This window comes from Bacillus sp. XB1 (assembly GCF_053557995.1).
This window is the reverse complement of record NZ_JBNRIL010000003.1, coordinates 311,604-329,600: the sequence shown is the minus strand read 5'-3', so window position 1 is coordinate 329,600 and position 17,997 is coordinate 311,604. Positions and strand designations below refer to the sequence as shown.

Genomic DNA, 17,997 nt, shown 5'->3' with positions numbered 1-17,997 from the left:
GTTTGATATATCATCTTAGTATAATTAAGTGTAGGAGAATAAAAAATATAATTATTAAATAAAGAATAAAATGAGGTTAGTACATGAGTAAAAGAAGCTTTGCTGAGTATACATTAAGTAAAGAAATTATAAGAGCACTTAATGGTTTAGGTTATAATCATCCAACAGAAGTACAAGGTGAGGTTATTCCAGTCGCATTACAAAAGAAGGATCTTGTTGTGAAGTCCCAGACTGGAAGTGGAAAAACAGCTTCATTTGGTATTCCACTTTGTGAAATGGTGGAGTGGGAAGAGAATAAACCACAAGCATTAGTTTTAACACCAACGAGAGAGCTTGCGGTACAGGTAAAAGAAGATATTACAAATATAGGTCGATTCAAAAGGATTAAGGCTGCGGCAGTTTATGGGAAATCTCCATTTGCACGTCAAAAATTAGAATTAAAGCAAAAGACACATATTGTAGTTGGGACTCCTGGTCGTGTGTTGGATCATATTGAGAAGGGTACCCTTTCTTTAGAGTGTTTGAAGTATTTAGTTATTGATGAAGCAGATGAGATGCTAAATATGGGCTTTATCGATCAAGTAGAGGCAATTATTGATGAATTACCTACAAAAAGAATGACGATGTTATTTTCAGCAACACTTCCAGAAGATGTTGAGAAATTGTCTCGTACATATATGAATTCACCAATTCATATTGAAATTAAAGCAGCTGGGATTACGACGGATAAAATTGAACATACTCTTTTTGAGGTGATAGAAGACGAGAAGCTTTCACTACTTAAAGATGTAACAACGATTGAGAATCCTGATAGCTGTATTATTTTCTGCCGTACACAAGAAAATGTAGATCATGTATATAGACAATTAAAACGAGCTAACTATCCTTGTGACAAAATACATGGTGGTATGGTACAAGAAGATCGTTTTGAAGTCATGGATGATTTTAGAAAAGGAAAATTCCGTTATTTAGTAGCAACAGATGTAGCTGCGAGAGGAATTGATATTGATAATATTACACATGTTATTAATTATGATATTCCACTTGAAAAAGAAAGCTACGTACATCGTACTGGAAGAACGGGACGAGCTGGAAATAGTGGAAAAGCTATTACATTTATAACACCATATGAAAATAGATTTTTAGAAGAGATTGAGGAGTATATTGGATTTGAAATTCCAAAGGCAATTGGACCTTCAAAAGAAGAAGTTATGAAAGAGAAAGCTGCATTTGAAGAAAAGATACATGCTAAACCAATTATAAAGAAAGATAAAAATGCAGATATCAACAAAGGCATTATGAAGCTGTACTTTAATGGCGGGAAGAAAAAGAAAATTAGGGCGGTAGATTTCGTCGGTACAATTGCTAAAATTAAAGGTGTTACAGCAGAAGATATAGGTATTATTACGATACAAGATAATGTTTCTTACGTTGAAATATTAAATGGAAAAGGACCACTTGTCTTGAAAGTCATGAAGACTACAACGATTAAAGGGAAACAACTAAAAGTTCATGAAGCAATTAAGTAAATAAAAAACTATCCACTTTAATAGGTGGATAGTTTTTTATTTATGATTCTTTTAAATCATCCACTAGTTGCTCCGCTAAACGTCTATACATATTACTCATAGTCACGAAGGATGTTAGTAGTAGAAATTTTTCTAGCTTTGTATCTTCTAAGGAAGAAATCTCATTTACTTCTGTAACACGGTTATTTACGTCTTGTTTAAAGCTTTCGACATTGCTTTCAGTAAGAGCAAGATAATTTTTGTATAACGTATTTAATTCGAATGAATCATCATTTAATAAGGAGTCATTTATAGTTTCTAATGAACTTTTTATGTCGTTAATGGAGAGAGCTCCCTTTAATTGATAAATTAGGCTAATTAAAATCATATGCTCTTTTGAATACTTTTTATTTTTGATAGGGATGAATAGTTTCCCTTTTGCGTAATTATTAATCATCGTTTTTGTTAATACTTTTTCATCATCAGTTCTCGTTGTATCTGCGTAAGTATTCTCAAATAGTTGGACAACTTGGTCTACATATAAGTCAACATTTGGAATATCCTCAAGTTTAATGTTTTTTTCTAAATGTAATGTCTTAAGTAATTCATTTATATTTTCCACGTAGAATCCCTCACTTTTATAACTTAGTGGAACTTAATGTTTAATATATCTTTAAATATGGTATTACGAAACAAATGAATTGTAAATGTTGACCTTAAAAAGAAATGTGTATATAATTACATGTAGTTATCAAAACTACATGTAATTATATGAGGGGTGTTATTATGAATGCTTATGTAAGGGAACCAGTTAATGCATTTACTCACTTAGGTGGAGCGATATTATCATTTATTGCGTTATTAGCTATGCTTGTGAAAGTTTCTATCAAGATGCCATCATTTGCTGCAATTACAGCTGTTATTTTGTTTGGTATTGGAATGATGGTCCTTTATACGGCGTCAGCTGTATATCATAGTGTTGTGGCCAATGAACGTGTTATATACTTCTTTAGGAAGCTAGATCATTCTATGATTTTTATATTAATTGCAGGTACATATGCACCCTTTTGCTTAATTACATTAAATTCAGCAAGTGGTTTGCTATTATTTTGTTTAGTCTATGCAACTGCGATTTGTGGCATTGTATTTAAAATGTTTTGGTTTAATTGTCCAAGGTGGTTATCGACAGCAATTTATATTACGATGGGTTGGTTAATTGTTTTATTCTTTGCACCGTTAGCTGAGAATTTAAGTACAGGAGGCATTATTTTCTTAGTACTTGGTGGCATTTTTTATACAATTGGTGGATTTATTTATGGAACAAAGCCAAAATGGTTAGAGTTTAAATATATGGGGCATCATGAAATTTTTCATGTTTTTGTATTATTAGGTAGTCTTGCGCATTTTCTAAGTGTATATTGTTACGTAATTTAATAAAAAAACGCCACATAATAAAAATTATGTGGCATTTTTTTATTACCTGATTAGAATCGTATATGTTATAAAATTATTATGGGATAAAATGTAAGTTTCTGTGTTCGCATGTTAAACATAGGATAAGAAATATGTGATATACTTTGAGAAGTTTATAATGAATGAAATATGGAGGACTATAATTATGGCAATACTTGTAACAGGTGGAGCAGGATATATTGGTAGTCATACATGTGTAGAATTACTAAATAGCGGTTACGAAGTTATAGTAGTGGATAATCTTTCGAATAGCTCGGTAGAATCTATAAATCGAGTAAAAGAAATAACAGGAAAAAAATTTAAGTTTTATAAAGAAGATGTTTTAAATCGCGAAGCGCTTGACGCAATTTTTGAAGAAAATTCAATTGAAGCAGTTATTCACTTTGCAGGATTTAAAGCTGTAGGGGAGTCAGTAGCGATTCCATTAACATATTATCATAACAACATTACAAGCACGTTAGTGCTATGTGAAGTAATGCAGAAACATAATGTAAAGAAGATAATCTTTAGTTCATCTGCAACTGTATATGGTATCCCGGAAACGTCACCGATTACCGAGGAGTTTCCATTAAGTGCAACAAATCCATATGGTCAAACGAAATTAATGATTGAGCAAATTATGCGTGATGTAGCATTTGCAGATGCAGAATGGAGTATCGCATTACTTCGCTATTTCAATCCATTTGGTGCACACGAAAGTGGGCGTATCGGAGAAGATCCAAATGGAATCCCAAATAACTTAATGCCATATGTAACGCAAGTAGCGGTAGGTAAGTTAAAAGAATTAAGCGTATTCGGAAATGACTATCCAACGAAAGATGGAACAGGAGTCCGTGATTACATCCATGTTGTGGACTTAGCAAATGGTCACGTAAAGGCGCTTGAGAAAGTACTGAGTACAACAGGAGTAGATGCTTATAACCTGGGCACAGGCATGGGCTATAGTGTACTAGAGATGGTTGAAGCATTTGAAAAAGTTTCGGGCAAGAAAGTTCCTTATAAAATTACAGAGCGTCGCCCAGGTGATGTGGCAGTATGTTTTGCTGATGCATCGAAAGCAAAGCGTGAATTAGGCTGGGAGGCAACACGCGGATTAGAAGAAATGTGTGCTGACTCTTGGAAATGGCAATCAAATAATAAAAATGGCTATTTAGAAGTTTAATGATGAATATAAAAAATGACCTTTGCATAAAAGCAAGAGGTCATTTTTTATATTCATTTTCTACTAAGTTTATTAGCGAACCTAGAAAAGAACGTTCGCTGTTTTAAATGATATGATTTTACAATATCTTATGCTAGAAGGTAGTAGAATGAGATAGAGTAATGTATTATTTTATTAATTTTTTATGGGAATTGAAAGCGTATTATTGAAATGTATTCCAACACTTGTATCATTGCTAGAGTCCGTTTATAATCAAGGAATCCTAGTTCATGTTTTGATAGGATTATTTATTATTGAAAGCGTTTTAAGTTCACTCCTTTTTTGAGGTAGGAGGTCTGACTTATTTAGATAAAAAATTATGTATGTAGTTTTAAATGGGAAGAAAAATAATATAAGTATCATTTTATAGTGTGGGGAGGTTAAAAGTGTGAAAGGTAAAGATTTTCACACGAATATATATGGGTTATGTAGGATTATTACTTTCAGGGGCAGCTTTATTTTTAAATAGTCTTGTTATATTAGGGAAAGCAGAGATGAAAAGTGCGGGTGTTTTTAATTTATTTGTGGGTGCACTACAAATTATTATTCCGTTTTATTTGATTATGATTTCTGACCAAAGCAATTGGACAGTGTATTCATATGCGGCTACTTTCTTATTTGGATTAACTTATTTATATGTAGGTGTTACTTTTATAAAAGGAATGGATAGTAGTGGCCTAGGATGGTTTTGTATTTGGGTAGCAATTATTGCCTTATTCTATATGGTTGTTTCATTTGTTCAATTCCATGATGTTGTTAATGCGTTAACGTGGTTTATGTGGGCATTACTTTGGTATTTATTCTTTGTATTAAATACACAAAAGAAGAACATTAATCAATATCTTGGAAGGATTGCCTTCGTACAATCATGGGTAACATTGACTTTACCTTCACTCTTTTATTTTATGGGAGTGTGGGGAGAGGGATTCGTATATGAATTATGGGTTTATGTATCTGTAATTTCTATTTTATACTTCTGTTATTGTATTTATAAATATCGAGTACGTTAATATATTATCTGTATAAAGGCATGGAATCGTTAAACGAATTCCATGCTTTTTATATGTTAGCACTTATAATAGAGAGGTAGTATTTTACAATTTGCTAAAGTGGGGATGATGAAGTTGAAAAAAGTATTGGTGCTAGGGGGAACAAGATTTTTTGGTAAACATTTAGTAGAAGCACTTTTGCAAGAGGGGCACGATGTAACGATTGCGACGAGAGGAATTACGGAAGATTCTTTTGGCAGTAGAGTAAAAAGACTTATTGTAGATAGGGAAGATGAAAAACAACTAGCAGAGCGTCTAGAAGATAAAAGTTATGATATTGTATACGATAATTTATGCTATAGCTCGAATGCAGCGAAGGTAATATGTGAAGTTTTACGAGGGAAAACGAAGAAATATGTTATGACATCTTCAATGGCCGTCTATGAACCTGCCCTAAGCTTATCAGAAGAAGACTTTAATCCGTACGAGTATGCAATCGCGTATGGAGATAGGAATGACTTCAATTATGGTGAAGGAAAGAGATTAGCTGAAGCCGTTGTATTTCAACATGCAACATTCCCAGTCGTTGCAGTGCGTTTTCCAGTTGTTATTGGAGAAAATGATTATACGAAAAGGTTACAATTTTACGTTGAATGTACTGTGAACCAAAAACCTATCGTTGTGGATCATGTAGATGGAACTTTGTCATTTATACATGAAAAAGAGGCAGGAGAGTTTCTAGCTTGGTGCGGAATGGCAAATGTGAGAGGACCAATTAACGCCTGTAGTAACGGAGTAGTTTCTATGGAAGAAATTATTCATTTCATAGAAGAGAAGACAGGAATAAAAGCACTCATTCAGAAAGCTGGGGGAAATATAGCTCCTTATAATGAGGTAACTAACTGTACGTTATATAATGGAAAGGCTCGTGAATTCGGATTTTTGTTCCGAGAGCTGAAACTAGAAATAAAAAATATTTTAAAACATTATATAAATACAATGAAGTAATCATAAATCCCCCGGTGGCAATCCGGGGGATTCGGGAGGATTTCGACAATACTGATTTTACATTACCAAATTTACCTTATACGTACGACTAATGTTTTTGTGATTGAATTGCTTGTAAATACTTCTCGTTTACTTGGTCCCAGTTTACTGTATGCCACCAGTTGGTAACAAACTCTGGGCGCCTATTTTGATACTTTAGATAATAAGCATGTTCCCATACATCAATTACGAGTAAGGGGATTTTCCCTTCTTGCAAAGGCGTATCTTGATTTGGTGTACTCATAACAGAGAGTTCCTCACCGTCAAGAACAAGCCATCCATAGCCACTTCCAAAACGACTAATAGCTGCTTTGGAAAGTTGATCTTTTAAGTTGTCAAAGGTATTGAAATAATAATCAATTACTTTTGCAACGTCTCCATTAGGCTCACCGCCACCTCGTGGGCTCATCACTTCCCAAAAAAGACTATGACAATAGTGACCACCACCGTTATTTCGTACAGCTGTAACAATTTCCTTCGGTAAAGCATCTAAATTACATAGCAATTCTTCTAAAGATTTATTATGTAATTCAGTATAATTTTCTAAAGTAGCATTTAAATTGTTTACGTATGTCGCATGGTGCTTTCCATGATGAATGGCAAGTGTATTGCTATCAATATGTGGCTCTAGTTCATCATAGTCATATGAAAGCTTTGGCAATTGAAATGAAGACATAACATTCCCTCCTTTCGACTTAAAAAGTTGGTCTAGGTAAAAATACTTTACCTGAGTCAAAAATACACCCATTTTCCATATAAGTCAATAGTAATTCCATTAATTTTCTGAAAAATATTACAATAAAAGTAACACTCTCACTTTCATTTGTGACTCCGATCCTTTTTGCTTATACTGTAAAGTAGCAGGGTTTTGTTGAAATAGAAGGAGATTGTTTATGAGTAAAACGAAACAATTAATAGAGGAAGCAAGTAATTTTATTACGATTTGTTATAAGGAGCTTCATAAAGAACAATTGATAGAAGAACGTATAAAAGAAATTCAAATTGAGATAGAGAAGACAGGGACATATGAGCATACATTTGAAGAACTTGTTCATGGTTCACGAATGGCATGGCGTAACAGTAATAGATGTATTGGGAGACTATTTTGGAGTAAGATGCACATATTAGATGCGCGCGAAGTAAATGATGAAGAGGGTGTATATAATGCATTAATTCATCATATTAAATATGCAACGAACGACGGGAAAGTTAAACCAACCATTACGATTTTTAAGCAATATCAAGGTGAGGAAAATAATATAAGAATTTATAATCACCAATTGATTCGATATGCAGGATATAAAACAGAAACGGGAGTGATTGGTGATGCTCATTCCGCTATATTTACGGACTTTTGTCAGGAGCTTGGTTGGCAAGGAGAAGGTACGAATTACGATGTATTGCCACTTGTGTTTTCTATAGATGGAAAAGCGCCTATATATAAAGAAATTCCGAGAGAAGAAGTAAAAGAAGTGCCAATTGAACACCCAGAATACCCTATTTCATCACTTGGAGTAAAATGGTATGGTGTTCCAATGATTTCAGATATGCGTTTAGAAATTGGCGGTATTTCTTATACAGCCGCTCCGTTCAATGGATGGTATATGGGAACAGAAATTGGGGCGCGCAACTTAGCAGATCATGATCGTTATAATTTACTTCCGGCTGTTGCGGAGATGATGGATTTAGATACATCGAGAAACGGTACCTTATGGAAAGATAAGGCGCTAATTGAGTTGAATATTGCCGTACTACACTCCTTCAAAAAACAAGGAGTTAGTATTGTTGATCACCATACTGCTGCACAACAATTTCAGCAATTTGAGAAGCAAGAAGCTGCTTGTGGTCGTGTTGTAACAGGTAATTGGGTATGGCTTATTCCACCATTATCTCCAGCTACCACCCACATTTATCATAAACCGTATCCGAATGAAATTTTGAAGCCAAATTTCTTTCATAAATGATATTTAGTGTAGGTTTTTTCTGTGAAATATAATTTTTTTAAATTACTGTTATGTAGCAAATGGAAGCCTTTACTCTCGGTTATTTTTGGAAGAGGCTTTTTGAACCAAGGAGTTCCTTATGTTATAATCAAATTTCTGTTTCGAAGACCTTATAGAAATATAAGGTCTTTTGTTTTGCTTTTTTATGTAAGAGGAAGAGATTCTTTCTTTTTAATAAGGGATTTGGCATATTTTTAGGGACAACATAAGTATGTGGGAAGTCGATAAAATGTTATGCATATATAATTATTGTGTTTTGGTTTTAAACAATAAAACATAATAAAGTTGTTTTTTTAGATTGCTGAGGAAGGAGGAAGTGTAAATGAGGATGAAGAGTCGAAAAACTGATTGGCCTGTATTTATTATTAGTGGTGGTTCACTTTTATTATTTGTAATTGCAGTTTTTTTGAACAAGGATTATGTAGAGAGTGCGATTAATAAAAGTTTCGCTTTTTCAATTAAATATTTCGGTGCCTTCTGGCAAGTTTTATTATTAGGTACATTTATTGTTGCGATGTGTATGGCGTTCTCCAAATATGGGAGAGTTAAGCTTGGAGGATTAGAAAAACCTGAGATTAGTACGGCAAAATGGCTTGCTATTATTATGTCTACATTACTTGCCGGAGGTGGCGTTTTTTGGGCAGCAGCAGAGCCAATGTATCATTTGATGACGGTGCCACCAATACATGATGGTATATCTGCTGGAACGAAAGAAGCAGTCATGCCTGCTTTAGCACAAAGTTATATGCATTGGGGATTTTTAGCATGGACGATTTTAGGTACAATTAGTGCGGTAGTTATGATGTATGGACATTATCATAAAGATATGCCGCTAAAACCTCGAACGCTTTTATATCCTATTTTTGGGGAAAAATTAAGAAAGAGCCTGCTTGGAACGATAATTGATGCAGCTGCAATTATTGCAGTAGCTGCAGGTACAATTGGCCCAATTGGATTTTTAGGTTTACAAGCAAGTTATGGATTACAAGAATTATTTGGAATTTCTGATGTGTTTACTACTCAATTAGCAATTATTGTTTGTGTGGTGGCCGTGTCTACCATATCGGCAGTAACAGGTATTGATAAAGGGATTCAAATTATAAGTAATTTAAATGTTAGATTAGCAATTGTATTAATGGCATTCATATTACTATTTGGGCCAGGTGGATTTATTATTGATTCGTTTGTTTCTTCGTTTGGATTTTATGTAAATGAGTTTATACCGATGAGCACATACCGTGGTGATACAAGTTGGTTAGGATCTTGGACAATCTTTTTCTGGGGATGGTTTATTGGATACGGACCAATGATGGCAATTTTAGTGAGTCGAATTTCAAGAGGGAGAACGATTCGAGAAATCATCGTTGCAATTGGAATTATCGCACCTATTATTACAACGTTTTGGTTTACTATATTAGGTGGATCAGGCGTGTTTTATGAGTTGATGAATCCTGGGTCTATCTCGGACGCATTAAGTGAATCTGGTATGCCGGCAGCTATGATTGCAATTACAGGACAATTGCCACTTTCTAATATTATTGGACCAGCATTTCTTTTATTAACAATTTTATTTGTAGTGACAACAGGAGATTCAATGGCGTATTCCATTTCCATGGCAGTGACTGGAGACGGAGATCCTAGAATTAGTTTGCGAATTTTTTGGTCGCTTATTATGGGCGCAGTTGCAGCAATTCTTTTATATATGGGTGAAGGAAGTATTAATGCGCTACAATCGTTTATCGTGGTGACGGCAGTTCCGGTATCAATTTTGTTATTCCCAATGCTATGGTTAGCACCTAAAGTTGCGGGAGAATTAGCATTAAAACAAGGTATTGTAAAAGAAGAAGATAAAACTGCATTCTTATTTCAGAAGGCTAGTAAATCAAAATAAATAAAAACGTAAAAGAGGAAGCATCTTAAATGAGATGCTTCCTCTTTTACGTTTAATCTAATACTTTTCCCTTTGTTTCTGGTACACATAGTAGCATTGTAATTAACCCGATTGGGTAGATGATAAAAATCAAGGACAATGCTCCAAGTAAGTTGCCACCTGTAGCGAGTAAGCCAATAATAACAGGCCCAAATCCAGCTAACCCACGTCCTGTACCGAAAATAAAGTTTTCAGCGGTAGAGCGAGCTTCAGCAGGATAGTTTTCAGCTAAAATTGCCCCAAATCCTCCCATCATTCCATTTGCAAAGAATCCAAGCAATGCACTTCCCCATAATAATAATGTTGAATCTGTGAATAAGAAGAAGTAAATGAGACAGTATACTGTACCGCCAATATAATAGATTGCAAAAGTTTTACGGCGACCAATTTTATCAGCTAGAATACCAAAGATTGCAATTCCAATTAGCATACCGATGGTAGAAATGAACATCCAGCCACTTGCTTTTGCTAATGTATAGTTATATTTATTTGCTAAAATAGTGGGCATCCATGTGAAGATTCCGTAATATCCGAAGTTTTGGATAAACGACATAATAATGAGACCGATTGTTGTAATTGTTACTTTTTTATTGGCAAATAACTTTCGAAGTGGGAATTTTTTTATATGTTTTAGTTGTTCTGCTTCAGTAGTTGTTAATTTACCTGTAGCTTCTTTTTGCAACAGTTCCTTTTTGTAGCGTTGTTTTTGCTCCCATATTTTCGGTTCACTTAAACTTTTACGGACATAGACAGCTAGTAAAGCTGGAATTAATCCAAATAAGAAAACGGCTCTCCATCCAAAGTGCGGGACAATAAATGCTGGAAGGAGTGAAGCAACCAGTACACCAAATTGCCATCCAAGTGCAACAACAGATGTCGCTTTAGCGCGCATTTCTTTAGACCATGTTTCTGTTACAATGGCCATTCCGATTCCGAATTCACCACCAACACCCATTCCAACTAAAAAGCGCAGAATTAATAATTGCCAGTAGTCTGTTGCGAAATAAATGAGTGCGGTTGCTAGTGAAAACAGTAAGATTGTGAAGGCCATTGTACGAATACGGCCAAATAAATCAGCAATAAATCCAAATAAATAAGAACCAATTAACATCCCTATTGTGGTAGCTAATGTTAAGTTTCCACCTTCAACAGGACTTAAGTGAAACTCTTTTAAAATATAGACAAGTACGAAAGATAATAGCAACATATCTAAACCTTCTGCTGCATATCCTAGCGCAGAACCAAATAATGTTTTATATCTTTTCGCTTTCGTCTCCTCTGTTATTTGTTGTACATCAGTAGTGACGTTCATTATTACTCCTCCTTATTTTCTACAGTCGCTATGGAAGAATAACAAAAGGCCTTCTCACCTGATATGATGAGAAGGCCAAAAAAGCATACGTATCCCCCAAAAAGAACATACGTATATTATATTCCGACTTCCTTCTCAACCTCACGGGGTTGGGTTAAAGGACTGTATTATATTACTTTATTTTTAGCACTCTTCTATTGTATTGTCAAATAAAGAGGAAGTTATTATGTGTAAAATATTTCAAAAAATATTTCGTTCTTCTTGACGCCGACTTCATTATTTTCCCATAATAAAACTAACTAAATAAAAAGGAATGAATCAAAGATGCTAAATTTAGTACTCATGATGATTGAACGAGTCGGACTTATAGTTATTTTAGGATTTTTACTCTCTCATATTAAAACTTTCAGACGCCTCCTTCATAAACAGGATGGCTATGTAGATAAGCTGAAGCTTATTTGTATTTTTTCGGTATTTACAATTGTAAGCAATTACACTGGGATTGAAATAGCAGGAAATACGATTATGAATGAAAACTGGTTACAAGGTGTTTCTTCGTCAAGTACAATTGCGAATACGCGTATTATGGGTGTCGGTATTAGCGGCTTACTTGGTGGCCCTATTGTAGGGGTTGGAGTAGGATTTATTGCTGGTATTCATCGTTATATGCTTGGTGGTACGACAGCGCTAAGCTGCGCAATCTCTTCTATTTTAGCTGGGATTATAACTGGTTATATCGGATATATTTTCAAAAAATATAATCGTACAATTACTCCTAAATTTTCAGCAGTTTTAAGTGTTTTTATCGTATCTTTAGAAATGCTTATGATTTTATTAATTATAGAGGATGGAATTAGCGTTGTGAAAACAATAGCGATACCAATGATTCTTGTAAATAGTTTTGGAAGTTTTATTTTACTTTCTATGATACAAGCTATTTTGCGTCAGGAGGAGAATGCAAAGGCACTGCAGACTCATAAAGTATTACGTATTGCAGATAAAACGTTACCGTATTTCCGCCAAGGCTTAACAGAAGAATCATGTAAGCATGTGGCACAAATTATTCACCGTTTTACAGGAACAGATGCGGTATCCTTAACAGATACAGAGAAAATATTAGCTCATGTTGGATTAGCATCAGATCACCATATTCCTTCACATAGTTTAATAACCGGTTTGTCGAAAGAAGTGTTAAACACAGGGAAAATAATGAAAGCGAAATCACGTGAGGTTATTAATTGTCAACATGAAGGCTGCCCTTTGCAAGCGGCGATTGTAATTCCACTAACTTCGCATGGAAATACGATAGGGACATTAAAACTCTATTTCAAAAATCCTAACCAGTTAAGTCGTGTGGAAGAGGAATTAGCAGAAGGGTTAGCAAAAATATTCTCCACGCAGTTAGAGTTAGGAGAAGCTGAGTTGCAAAGTAAATTACTTCAAGATGCGGAGATAAAAGCATTACAAGCGCAAATTAACCCGCACTTTTTATTTAATGCGATTAATACAGTATCAGCTTTATGCCGAACAGATGTAGAAAAAGCAAGGAAGTTATTATTACAGCTTAGCGTATATTTCCGTTGTAATTTGCAAGGGGCACGTCAGTTATTGATTCCACTAGAACAAGAATTAAACCATGTACAGGCATACTTATCCCTAGAACAAGCAAGGTTCCCAAATAAGTATGAGGTAAAGATGTATATTGAAGATGAGCTAAAGACAACTTTAGTACCACCATTTGTTCTTCAACTATTGGTTGAAAATGCATTGCGACATGCTTTTCCGAAGAAGCAACCAGTATGCGAAGTGGAAGTGCATGTTTTTGAAAAAGAGGGTATGGTTCACTTTGAAGTAAAAGATAATGGACAGGGAATTGAGGAAGAACGTTTAGAACAATTAGGAAAGATGGTAGTTTCGTCAAAGAAAGGGACTGGAACAGCTTTATATAATATTAATGAACGTCTTATTGGATTATTTGGAAAAGAAACGATGCTTCATATCGAAAGTGAATTAAATGAGGGGACAGAGATTACTTTTGTTATTCCAAAAAAAGTAGGGGAGGAAGAGCAGATTGTTAAAAGTACTAGTAGTTGACGATGAAATGTTAGCACGTGATGAACTAAAGTATTTATTAGAGAGAACGAAAGAAGTTGAGATAATTGGTGAGGCTGATTGTGTGGAAGACGCATTAGAAGAACTAATGCAAAGTAGACCAGATATTGTGTTTTTAGATATTCAATTATCCGATGATAACGGATTTGAAATCGCGAATATATTAAAGAAGATGAAAAATCCACCTGCAATTGTATTTGCTACTGCCTATGATCAATATGCGCTGCAAGCATTTGAAGTAGATGCGTTAGACTACATTTTAAAACCATTTGATGAAGAGCGTATTGTGCAGACATTAAAGAAGTATAAAAAACAAAAACAAGCGCAAATAGAAACGAAGCACGAAATAAAGGGGACAGATGTAACAGCAGAGATGCATAAATTAGCATTACCAATTGAAGAATCAATCGTACTTGTGAATATTGAAGATATTATATATGTAGGGCTTGTAGATGGGAAAGTAACAGTAAAAACAATGAGGGAAACGTATGTAACACATGATACACTTGTAATTTTAGAGAAGAAGTTACCACAAGCAAGCTTCATGCGCGTACACCGTAGCTTTATTGCGAATATTAATCATATTACTGAAATTCAGCCATGGTTTAATTCTACTTATAATTTAATCATGAAAGAAGGATCGAAAGTACCTGTTAGCCGTACATATGCAAAAGAACTCAAGAAGCTGCTTCGTATTTAAGAAGCAGCTTTTGTATTTCATCCTTTTATATTTGTAACTGATTCTGTATATTTGACGTTCTGTTATGTAAACGCTTACTTATACGTTTGTATCCTATACAATAAAGGTACCAAATCGAAAGAGGTGGCCAAAATGAGTACGAAAAAAGTATATAGTTTCTTATCACAAGCATTCATATTCTCAGCTATTATGTTAATTTCTAATATTATTGCAACACATTTACCAATTCCAATGCCTTCATCGGTAATCGGGTTAGTTATTTTATTTAGTCTATTATGTTTAAAAGTTATTAAATTGGAGCAAGTTGAATCACTCGGAACAGCTTTAACAGGTATTATTGGATTCTTATTCGTCCCATCAGGTATTTCAGTTATTAATTCTCTTGGTGTAATGGGGCAATACTTTGTACAAATTTTAACTGTAATTGTTGTAGCAACAGTTATTTTACTCGCTGTAACAGGGTTATTTGCACAATTTATTTTAGGAAAAGATGAAAAAGAAACAGAAGATACAAAAGAATTGAAAGTAGTAAATAAAGGACGCAAGCACGGAAAGGTTGCGTAACCATTGCATTTATATATTGTTAGGAGGTAATGAACATGGCAAGCACAATGACTCCATATTTCGGAATCGTCGTTTCATTAATCGCATACGGAATCGGAACATTATTATTCAAGCATTCAAAAGGGTTCTTCCTATTTACGCCATTATTCGTAGCGATGGTATTAAGGATTGTCTTTCTAAAGGTAGGTAACTTTACTTTTGAAGAATATAATACTGGCGGAAAAATGATTAGTTTCTTCTTAGAGCCAGCAACCATTGCATTTGCTATCCCACTCTATAAACAAGTTGATAAGTTGAAAAAATATTGGTGGCAAATTTTATCAGCTATCGTGGTTGGATCTATTTGCTCAGTAATTGTCGTGTTCATTGTTGCAAAAGCAATCGGTTTAGATACAGCAGTAATGAATTCAATGCTACCACAAGCAGCAACAACAGCAATTGCGTTACCAATTTCAGAAAGTATTGGTGGTATTCCAGCAATTACATCGTTTGCAGTTATTTTCAACGCAGTTATCGTATACGCATTAGGAGCATTATTCTTAAAAACATTTAGAGTGAAACATCCGATTGCAAAAGGTTTAGCACTTGGAACAGCGGGTCATGCATTAGGAGTTGCGGTAGGAATTGAAATGGGTGAGGTAGAGGCAGCAATGGCAAGTATTGCTGTAACGGTAGTTGGGGTTGTAACAGTAGTTGTCATCCCAATGTTCATACCATTCATTGGATAGTAAAACTTACTTAAAAAACAAGAAAAGCAAGCTATTTGTAGGACAGATTTCTACTGATAGCTTGCTTTTTATGTTACAGTAGTGGTAAGACCTATTTAAAAAAATGTAAGTTTCCTTAAATCTTCATTAATACTATGTAGAATACGTTTTGAATTAGGTCATTGTATTGTAAAATAAGAAGTAAGCTACTGTATACCTGTTAAGGTAGGCATATAATGAGTTTATAAAAATCTTAATATGAATGAATAATTAAAAGTAGAAAAGAGAGAGAAATCTACTTAGTAACGTTTTAGTTTATAGGACAGGAGAGAGTATTCGTCGATTATGCAAATAAAAAACCTGTTTCAAAGTAAAGGATTTCAGAGGTTACTCGTATTAGTAATACTTGCTCTCGTGTTATACGGGCTGCAAAGTATGTTGAATTTAATATTAATTACGTTTATTCTCACGTATTTAATGGATCGATTCCAAAAGTTTATTTCCCGCAAATTAGATCATTTCATGCCTATTAATCGAAAAATTATTATAGCATTTCTATATGTAATGTTAATTGGTGGAATTGCTATTACGCTATTTAAATATTTACCAGTATTGACGATACAAATTTCACAACTGATTTACCAATTCAATGTATTTTTAAGAAACCCACCAGATAGTGAACTAATTAAGTATGCAGTTAATGCTGTCAATCATATGGAGCTTTCTAAATATGTAGGACAAGGCGTAGACATTTTGTATAAATCGATTACGAATGTTGGTAAATTTGGCCTTCAGGTTTTACTTTCTTTAATTTTGAGTTTGTTTTTCTTATTAGAAAAATCTCGTATTGTTGGTTTTACTGCAAAGTTTAAAGAAAGCAGGCTTGCAATTTTCTATACTGAAATTGAGTACTTCGGAAAGAAATTTGCACGTTCATTTGGAAAGGTAATCGAAGCACAATTTTTAATTGCTGTTGTTAACTGTGTTCTTTCAGTTATCGCATTATGGATATTAGGATTCCCGCAATTATTAGGTTTAGCATTAATGATTTTCTTGCTTGGATTAATTCCAGTAGCGGGGGTTATCATTTCGTTATTCCCACTTTGTATGATTGCTTACAATATTGGCGGTATTATGTACGTTGTTTATATTTTAGTTATCGTAACAGTGATTCATGCGCTTGAAAGTTACGTATTAAATCCGAAGTTTATGTCGCAAAAAACAAATTTACCGATTTTCTATACTTTTATGGTATTAATTTTCTCAGAGCACTTCTTAGGTGTATGGGGACTGATTATCGGTATTCCAATCTTCATTTTCTTACTAGATGTTTTAGACGTGACAAGTGATGAAATGGAGAAGGATGTTGGAAAAAATAAAGTGAAGTAAGAAAAAGCATCGATGTTCGATGCTTTTTCTTTTATAACATGATGTTCCTTATGCCATACTGTAAGAAGAACATAGAATAGGGGTGAAAGAATGGCTGTAAATGAAAAGGTAGAGTTAGCTACATTTGCTGGAGGGTGTTTCTGGTGTATGGTTTCTCCATTTGAAGAGATGGAGGGCATTATACAGGTTATTTCAGGTTATACAGGCGGTCATAAAGAGGACCCAACGTATAAAGAAGTGTGCTCAGAAACAACAGGACATTATGAAGCGGTACAAATTACATTTGATGCAAATAAAATGTCGTATGAGGAATTGTTAAATATATATTGGAGACAAATTGATCCGACCGATATTGGAGGACAATTCCACGACCGCGGACAGTCTTATGAAACAGTGATTTTTTATCATAATGAAGAACAACATAAAAAAGCAGAAGCCTCAAAAGAAGAACTTGAGCAGAGTGGGCGCTTTTCAAAACCAATTGCGACAAAAATACTACCAGCAGCTACATTTTATCCAGCTGAAGAATATCACCAAGGATATCATAAGAAAAACACATTCCGCTATGAGTTATATCGTAAAGGCTCAGGACGAGATGCTTTTATTAAGCAACATTGGCCAAAGGATAATGCTCATTTAAAAGAAAAACTCAATGAGATGCAGTTTTATGTAACGCAGGAAAATGGTACAGAACCACCATTTCGAAATGAGTATTGGAACCATAAAGAGGAAGGTCTTTATGTAGACATCGTTTCAGGTGAGCCGCTATTTACTTCTCTAGACAAATTTGATAGTGGATGTGGATGGCCTAGTTTTACAAAACCAGTTATGTCAGCAAGTGTGAAAGAAAAGATGGATGTGAGTCATAATATGACACGTACAGAAGTGAGAAGTAAAGAAGGAGACTCACATCTTGGGCACGTATTTCCAGACGGTCCAGGACCAAATGGCCTTCGTTACTGTATTAATTCCGCAGCTCTTCGATTTATTCCAAAAGAGGAATTAGAGAAAGAAGGCTATGGTGATTTCCTAATCTTGTTTGGAAATAAAAAATAACCTCGC

The 17,997-nt window shown here is 34.4% G+C and carries 16 protein-coding genes; 13 read left to right on the top strand and 3 right to left on the bottom strand.

Annotated features, from left to right (window positions below):
• Positions 1–83: 83 nt before the first annotated feature.
• Positions 84–1,529 carry a DEAD/DEAH box helicase gene (locus tag ACK1U5_RS22805; protein ID WP_000044733.1) on the top strand — a complete coding sequence of 482 codons (1,446 nt, stop codon included), beginning with the start codon at positions 84–86 and terminating at the stop codon, positions 1,527–1,529.
• 40 nt (positions 1,530–1,569) lie between these two features.
• Here the strand turns inward: ACK1U5_RS22805 and ACK1U5_RS22800 are convergent, their stop codons facing one another.
• Positions 1,570–2,130, bottom strand: coding sequence for a DUF1836 domain-containing protein (locus ACK1U5_RS22800; RefSeq protein ID WP_000427884.1), 561 nt, complete (start codon positions 2,128–2,130; stop codon positions 1,570–1,572).
• Between the two features lie 164 nt (positions 2,131–2,294).
• Between ACK1U5_RS22800 and trhA the strand changes: the two genes are divergently transcribed.
• The 4 genes from trhA (at position 2,295) to ACK1U5_RS22780 (ending at position 6,179) form a co-directional block, all read left to right on the top strand.
• Complete coding sequence (trhA, locus tag ACK1U5_RS22795) at positions 2,295–2,942, top strand: PAQR family membrane homeostasis protein TrhA (protein ID WP_000995363.1); 648 nt, start codon at positions 2,295–2,297, stop codon at positions 2,940–2,942.
• Positions 2,943–3,126: 184 nt separating this feature from the next.
• On the top strand, positions 3,127–4,143 hold the full coding sequence (galE, locus tag ACK1U5_RS22790) for a UDP-glucose 4-epimerase GalE (RefSeq protein ID WP_069604863.1): 1,017 nt from the start codon (positions 3,127–3,129) through the stop codon (positions 4,141–4,143).
• Positions 4,144–4,601: 458 nt separating this feature from the next.
• Positions 4,602–5,192 carry an AmiS/UreI family transporter gene (locus ACK1U5_RS22785; protein ID WP_000542569.1) on the top strand — a complete coding sequence of 197 codons (591 nt, stop codon included), beginning with the start codon at positions 4,602–4,604 and terminating at the stop codon, positions 5,190–5,192.
• Between the two features lie 105 nt (positions 5,193–5,297).
• Complete coding sequence (locus ACK1U5_RS22780; RefSeq protein WP_033685748.1) at positions 5,298–6,179, top strand: NAD-dependent epimerase/dehydratase family protein; 882 nt, start codon at positions 5,298–5,300, stop codon at positions 6,177–6,179.
• Positions 6,180–6,267: 88 nt separating this feature from the next.
• Here the strand turns inward: ACK1U5_RS22780 and sodA are convergent, their stop codons facing one another.
• On the bottom strand, positions 6,268–6,894 hold the full coding sequence (gene sodA / locus ACK1U5_RS22775; RefSeq protein WP_000094035.1) for a superoxide dismutase [Mn]: 627 nt from the start codon (positions 6,892–6,894) through the stop codon (positions 6,268–6,270).
• A gap of 217 nt (positions 6,895–7,111) precedes the next feature.
• Here sodA and ACK1U5_RS22770 point away from each other — a divergent pair, with 217 nt between their 5' ends.
• Both ACK1U5_RS22770 and ACK1U5_RS22765 read left to right on the top strand, forming a co-directional pair.
• Positions 7,112–8,182: a nitric oxide synthase oxygenase gene (locus ACK1U5_RS22770; RefSeq protein ID WP_000047622.1), complete on the top strand. Its 1,071-nt coding sequence runs from the start codon at positions 7,112–7,114 to the stop codon at positions 8,180–8,182.
• Between the two features lie 361 nt (positions 8,183–8,543).
• Positions 8,544–10,112 (top strand): BCCT family transporter, encoded by a 1,569-nt coding sequence (locus tag ACK1U5_RS22765; protein ID WP_001242442.1) that lies wholly within the window; start codon positions 8,544–8,546, stop codon positions 10,110–10,112.
• Between the two features lie 52 nt (positions 10,113–10,164).
• Here the strand turns inward: ACK1U5_RS22765 and ACK1U5_RS22760 are convergent, their stop codons facing one another.
• The gene (locus tag ACK1U5_RS22760) at positions 10,165–11,463 is read right to left on the bottom strand and encodes an MFS transporter (protein WP_001103408.1); all 1,299 of its coding nucleotides are present in this window, start codon (positions 11,461–11,463) and stop codon (positions 10,165–10,167) included.
• Positions 11,464–11,787: 324 nt separating this feature from the next.
• Here ACK1U5_RS22760 and lytS point away from each other — a divergent pair, with 324 nt between their 5' ends.
• The 6 genes from lytS to msrB all read left to right on the top strand — a co-directional run bounded on the left by lytS (position 11,788) and on the right by msrB (position 17,991).
• Positions 11,788–13,557: a two-component system sensor histidine kinase LytS gene (gene lytS / locus ACK1U5_RS22755; protein ID WP_000933589.1), complete on the top strand. Its 1,770-nt coding sequence runs from the start codon at positions 11,788–11,790 to the stop codon at positions 13,555–13,557.
• Positions 13,535–14,275 carry a LytR/AlgR family response regulator transcription factor gene (locus tag ACK1U5_RS22750; RefSeq protein ID WP_000921840.1) on the top strand — a complete coding sequence of 247 codons (741 nt, stop codon included), beginning with the start codon at positions 13,535–13,537 and terminating at the stop codon, positions 14,273–14,275. Before lytS ends, ACK1U5_RS22750 begins: the two co-directional genes overlap by 23 nt.
• A 132-nt stretch (positions 14,276–14,407) precedes the next feature.
• The gene (lrgA, locus tag ACK1U5_RS22745; protein ID WP_000104901.1) at positions 14,408–14,839 is read left to right on the top strand and encodes an antiholin-like murein hydrolase modulator LrgA; all 432 of its coding nucleotides are present in this window, start codon (positions 14,408–14,410) and stop codon (positions 14,837–14,839) included.
• A gap of 35 nt (positions 14,840–14,874) precedes the next feature.
• Entirely contained in the window at positions 14,875–15,567 is a 693-nt protein-coding gene (lrgB, locus tag ACK1U5_RS22740) for an antiholin-like protein LrgB (RefSeq protein ID WP_448814839.1), read from the top strand.
• Between the two features lie 324 nt (positions 15,568–15,891).
• Positions 15,892–16,935: an AI-2E family transporter gene (locus ACK1U5_RS22735; protein ID WP_001166010.1), complete on the top strand. Its 1,044-nt coding sequence runs from the start codon at positions 15,892–15,894 to the stop codon at positions 16,933–16,935.
• A 90-nt stretch (positions 16,936–17,025) separates the two neighbouring features.
• On the top strand, positions 17,026–17,991 hold the full coding sequence (msrB, locus tag ACK1U5_RS22730) for a peptide-methionine (R)-S-oxide reductase MsrB (RefSeq protein WP_000290174.1): 966 nt from the start codon (positions 17,026–17,028) through the stop codon (positions 17,989–17,991).
• The last annotated feature ends 6 nt before the right edge of the window (positions 17,992–17,997 follow it).